This is a genomic window from Phenylobacterium sp. (assembly GCF_030645195.1).
GTDB lineage: Bacteria > Pseudomonadota > Alphaproteobacteria > Caulobacterales > Caulobacteraceae > Phenylobacterium.
Genome location: NZ_JAUSLW010000139.1, coordinates 1 through 3,588, shown reverse-complemented (window position 1 = coordinate 3,588; position 3,588 = coordinate 1). Strand labels below are relative to the sequence as shown.

5 protein-coding genes and 1 tRNA gene are annotated in these 3,588 nt (G+C 66.9%); 5 read left to right on the top strand and 1 reads right to left on the bottom strand.

What is annotated here, in order from left to right:
* The 5 genes from Q7T09_RS11590 to Q7T09_RS11570 all read left to right on the top strand — a co-directional run.
* Positions 1–405: biopolymer transporter ExbD (locus tag Q7T09_RS11590; RefSeq protein ID WP_304699829.1), on the top strand; the 405-nt coding region annotated here is incomplete at its 5' end.
* A 9-nt stretch (positions 406–414) separates the two neighbouring features.
* Positions 415–1,113: an energy transducer TonB gene (locus tag Q7T09_RS11585; protein WP_304699828.1), complete on the top strand. Its 699-nt coding sequence runs from the start codon at positions 415–417 to the stop codon at positions 1,111–1,113.
* 78 nt (positions 1,114–1,191) lie between these two features.
* Entirely contained in the window at positions 1,192–2,037 is an 846-nt protein-coding gene (locus Q7T09_RS11580; protein WP_304699826.1) for a LytTR family DNA-binding domain-containing protein, read from the top strand.
* Positions 2,038–2,077: 40 nt separating this feature from the next.
* Positions 2,078–2,154, top strand: a tRNA-His gene (locus tag Q7T09_RS11575).
* Between the two features lie 107 nt (positions 2,155–2,261).
* Entirely contained in the window at positions 2,262–2,933 is a 672-nt protein-coding gene (locus tag Q7T09_RS11570; RefSeq protein ID WP_304699824.1) for an isochorismatase family cysteine hydrolase, read from the top strand.
* A gap of 69 nt (positions 2,934–3,002) precedes the next feature.
* Here the strand turns inward: Q7T09_RS11570 and Q7T09_RS11565 are convergent.
* Positions 3,003–3,588, bottom strand: a 586-nt coding sequence (locus Q7T09_RS11565) for a flagellin (RefSeq protein ID WP_304699823.1), incomplete at its 5' end; no start/stop codon positions are given.

The window sequence follows — 3,588 nt, the reverse complement described above, 5'->3', positions numbered from 1 at the left end:
GGCAGGTACGCCGTGGAAGCGAACAGCGAGATCAATGTGACGCCCTTCGTGGACGTCATGCTGGTCCTCCTGATCATCTTCATGGTGGCGGCACCCATGGCCGCCGTAACGGTGAAGGTCGCACTTCCCAACGCGGTGGCTAAGCCGTCTACCAACCCTCCTAAGCCGGTCTACATATCCATCCAGGAATCCGGTCGTCTGTTCATTGGGGACGTTCCCACTGAGATCGCGACCCTGGGGGACGACCTGCGGAAGAATATCGGCAACAAGCGTAATCCGGAAAAAGAGCGGATCTTCATCCGCGCCGACAAGGGCGTCCTCTACGGGGACTTCATGGGCGTGATGAACCAGCTCCAAGACAACGGATTTTACAGCGTGGCGCTGATCGGCGAAGACAAGCAGTAGGGGTGGAGCATGGCTGAAGACATCACCCACCCTGGGCACAACCCCTTTGATGCGCCGCGTAAGAAGCGCAACAATGGGGTGACCGCCGCCATCATCGGCTCTGTCATCGTCCACGGCGTGGTCGGCGTTTATCTGTGGAAGGCCAAGTTTACGTCTGAGTACAAGGAATACTCCGACGACGTGACGGACGTGGCGATCATCAAGCCCGCCCCGCCACCGCCTCCGCCTCCGCCTCCGCCGCCGCCGAACACGCCGCCGCCGCCGCCGCCGAAGCTGCAACCGCGGCCTCCGGTGAACGTGCCGTCGGACATGCCGACGATCCCCCCTCTGCCGGTTCCGCCGGTCGAGAAGCGGATCGAGGAACCGAAGCCCCCGGCTCCGGCTCCCGTGGCGCCTCCGCGCCCGTCGGTCATCTCGAACCCTGACTGGGCCCGCAAGCCCAGCGGCGAAGACATCGCCCGGTACTACCCGGAGCGGGCTCAACGGATGAACGTTGAAGGCCGTGCGATGATCAGTTGCACGGTGACGGCCAAGGGGACGCTTGTGGGTTGTTCCGTCGTTTCGGAAGATCCGTCCGATCAGGACTTCGGCAATTCGGCGCTGAAGCTGAGCAAGCTCTTCAGGATGAAGCCCAAGACCCTCGACGGCTCGCCCGTCGATGGCGGCAGCATCCGGATCCCGATCCGGTTCACCCTGCCGAAGGGCTGACCCTTAAAGGTCGCTTGAAAGTGAATTGGCCCCGGAGGTTCGCCTCCGGGGCTTTTTCTTTGCGCTATGCTCAACCCCATGACCCACGCGAGTCCGTCCAGGGGAGGGGAGGCCGGAGGCGACCGGCAGGGCGACGCCCTGTTCATCGGCCTCTTCGCCCTGTTCTGCGCGGGCGTGATCGCCGTCGATATCTTCAGCGTCCTGCATGACCGGGCCGAGGCCGGCGCGCCGGTGTCCTGGTGGGAGCCCGCGGTCTGGGAGCCCGCGGTCTGGGAGACCTCCAGCGGCTTGGTGATGGTCGCCCTGCTGCCCGCCGTGCTCTGGCTGGTCCGGCGCGCGCCGCCCCGCCTCTCGGGCCCCTTCGGCTGGATCGCCGTCCACCTGGGGGCCGCGCTCGCCTTTTCCCTCGTTCACGTCGTCGCCATGGGCCTGCTGAGGAGCGCGGCCTATGTGCTGCTAGGCGCGGTCTACGACCCCCTGGGGCCGCTCGGCGACTGGCCCTACGAGTTGCGCAAGGACCTGCTGGTCTATGCCGGGACGGTGGCCGGCTATCCCATCTGGCGAGAGGTCCGCGCCCGCCACGCGCCGCCGTCCGACACGCTCGCCGCCATCGAGGTGCGCGACGGCGCGCGCCGCCGCTTCGTGCCGGTGGCCGACCTGCTCTGGGTGGAGGCGGCGGGCAACTATGTGCAGCTGCGCACCGCCGGCGCGACGATCCTGCACCGCGCCTCCCTGACCGCCATGGAGCGCCGCCTGGCGGCCGACGGCTTTGTCCGCATCCACCGCTCCCGCTTGGTCAGCCGCGCCGCCATCGCCGAGGTGGACACCAAACCCTCCGGGGATTTCGCCGTCCGCCTGACGTCCGGCGAAACCCTGTCCGGCAGCCGGAGATTTAGGGCCGGGGTCCTGTCGTCCGCCGCTTGATCCTGGCGCCGCGCCCGACTAGAACACGCCTTCGCGATGCGCCGCCTTAGCTCAGTTGGTTAGAGCGCCGGTTTGTGGAACCGGAGGTCCTCAGTTCAAGCCTGAGAGGCGGTACCATCGCTGACCCGCCGTCCTGACGGCGAAGCCCCCCCTTTCTCAGCATATGTTCGCGCTCTGTTCGCATCTCCGCGAATCATGTCCTGCTGGCGACAGGGAGCGACGACATGGAAGCCAGGTTTCACGATTGGCATATCGAGCCGCGCGAGTACGCCCGGCAGGAAGAGCGCCGCGGACGGCGCCACGCCTATGAGCGCATCGATCCGGCCCGGACGGCCCTGCTGGTCATCGACATGGTCCCGTTCTTCCTGAACGAGCTGCCCTACACCCGGGGGATCGTGCCCAATATCAGCCGCATCGCCGACGCCCTGCGCGTGGCCGGCGGCACGGTGGCCTGGGTCCTGCCCACCAACGGCGCCCCCACGCGGGCCTCAACCGAGTTCTACGGCGAGAGGGTCGCTGCGATGTACGCCGCCAGCGGCGGGGAGGGGACGCTCGCCGAACGGCTCTGGCGCGAGTTCCAGGTGCATGAGGCCGATGTCCTGGCCGAGAAGTCGGCGACCAGCGCCTTCTTCCCCGGCCGCTCGACCCTGCCGCCCCTGCTCGAGGCGCGCGGCATCGACACCGTGCTGGTCACCGGGACCCTGAGCAATATCTGCTGTGAATCCACCGCCCGCGACGCCAGCACCCTGGGCCTGCGGGTCATCATGGTGGCCGACGCCAACGCCGCCCGCCGCGACCAGGATCACAACGCGGCGCTCTACAATGTCTATCGCAGCTTCGGCGACGTGCGGCCCACCGGCGAGGTGTTGGAACTGATCGCTCCGTCGGCGGCGTAGCGCCCAGCAAAAAGGGGAGGTCTCTTGCGAGACCTCCCCTCCTTACACGTACTGGAGTCCTGTCGGCGCTTAGCGGAAGAGGCTGAGCAGGCCCGAAGACGAACTGTTGGCGATCGAGAGCGCCTGGACACCCAGCTGCTGCTTGGTCTGCAGCGAAGTGAGCCTTGCGCTTTCCTTGGCCAGGTCGGCGTCGACGAGGTTGCCCACCCCGGCGTCGATCGAGTCCTGCAGCTTGCCCACGAAGGTCAGGTGCGAGGCCAGGGCCTTGGAACCCGTACCCAGCTTCGACAGAGCGGTCGAAACGGTGCTGATGGCGGTGCCGATCGTGGCGATCATCGTCGTGGCGGTGGTCTCGGTGCCGATCGAGGAGGTGGCGGTGAGGCCGATGCCGGTCAGGGAGAGGTCCTGGGAGGCGACGGTGATCTTCGAGGTGCCGTCATCGTTGGCCAGGGCCGCGATGCTGGTGCCGGCGGCCTTGATCATGTTCACGCCGTTGAAGGTCGCGTTGGTGACCGACTTGGCGATTTGGTCGCGCAGGGCCATGAAGTCTTCGTTCAGGGCGGTCCGCGAGGCGGTGTCGAGGCTGGAGTCGGAAGCCGCGAGGGTCTTTTCCTTCATCTGCAGGAGCAGATCGGAAACGGCCTCGCCGCCGGCG

What these genes read in the sequence shown, in the direction of transcription:
- Q7T09_RS11585 (WP_304699828.1), top strand. Translation starts at nt 415, where the DNA reads ATGGCTGAAGACATCACCCACCCTGGGCACAACCCCTTTGATGCGCCG.
- Q7T09_RS11580 (WP_304699826.1), top strand. Translation starts at nt 1,192, where the DNA reads ATGACCCACGCGAGTCCGTCCAGGGGAGGGGAGGCCGGAGGCGACCGG.
- Q7T09_RS11570 (WP_304699824.1), top strand. Translation starts at nt 2,262, where the DNA reads ATGGAAGCCAGGTTTCACGATTGGCATATCGAGCCGCGCGAGTACGCC.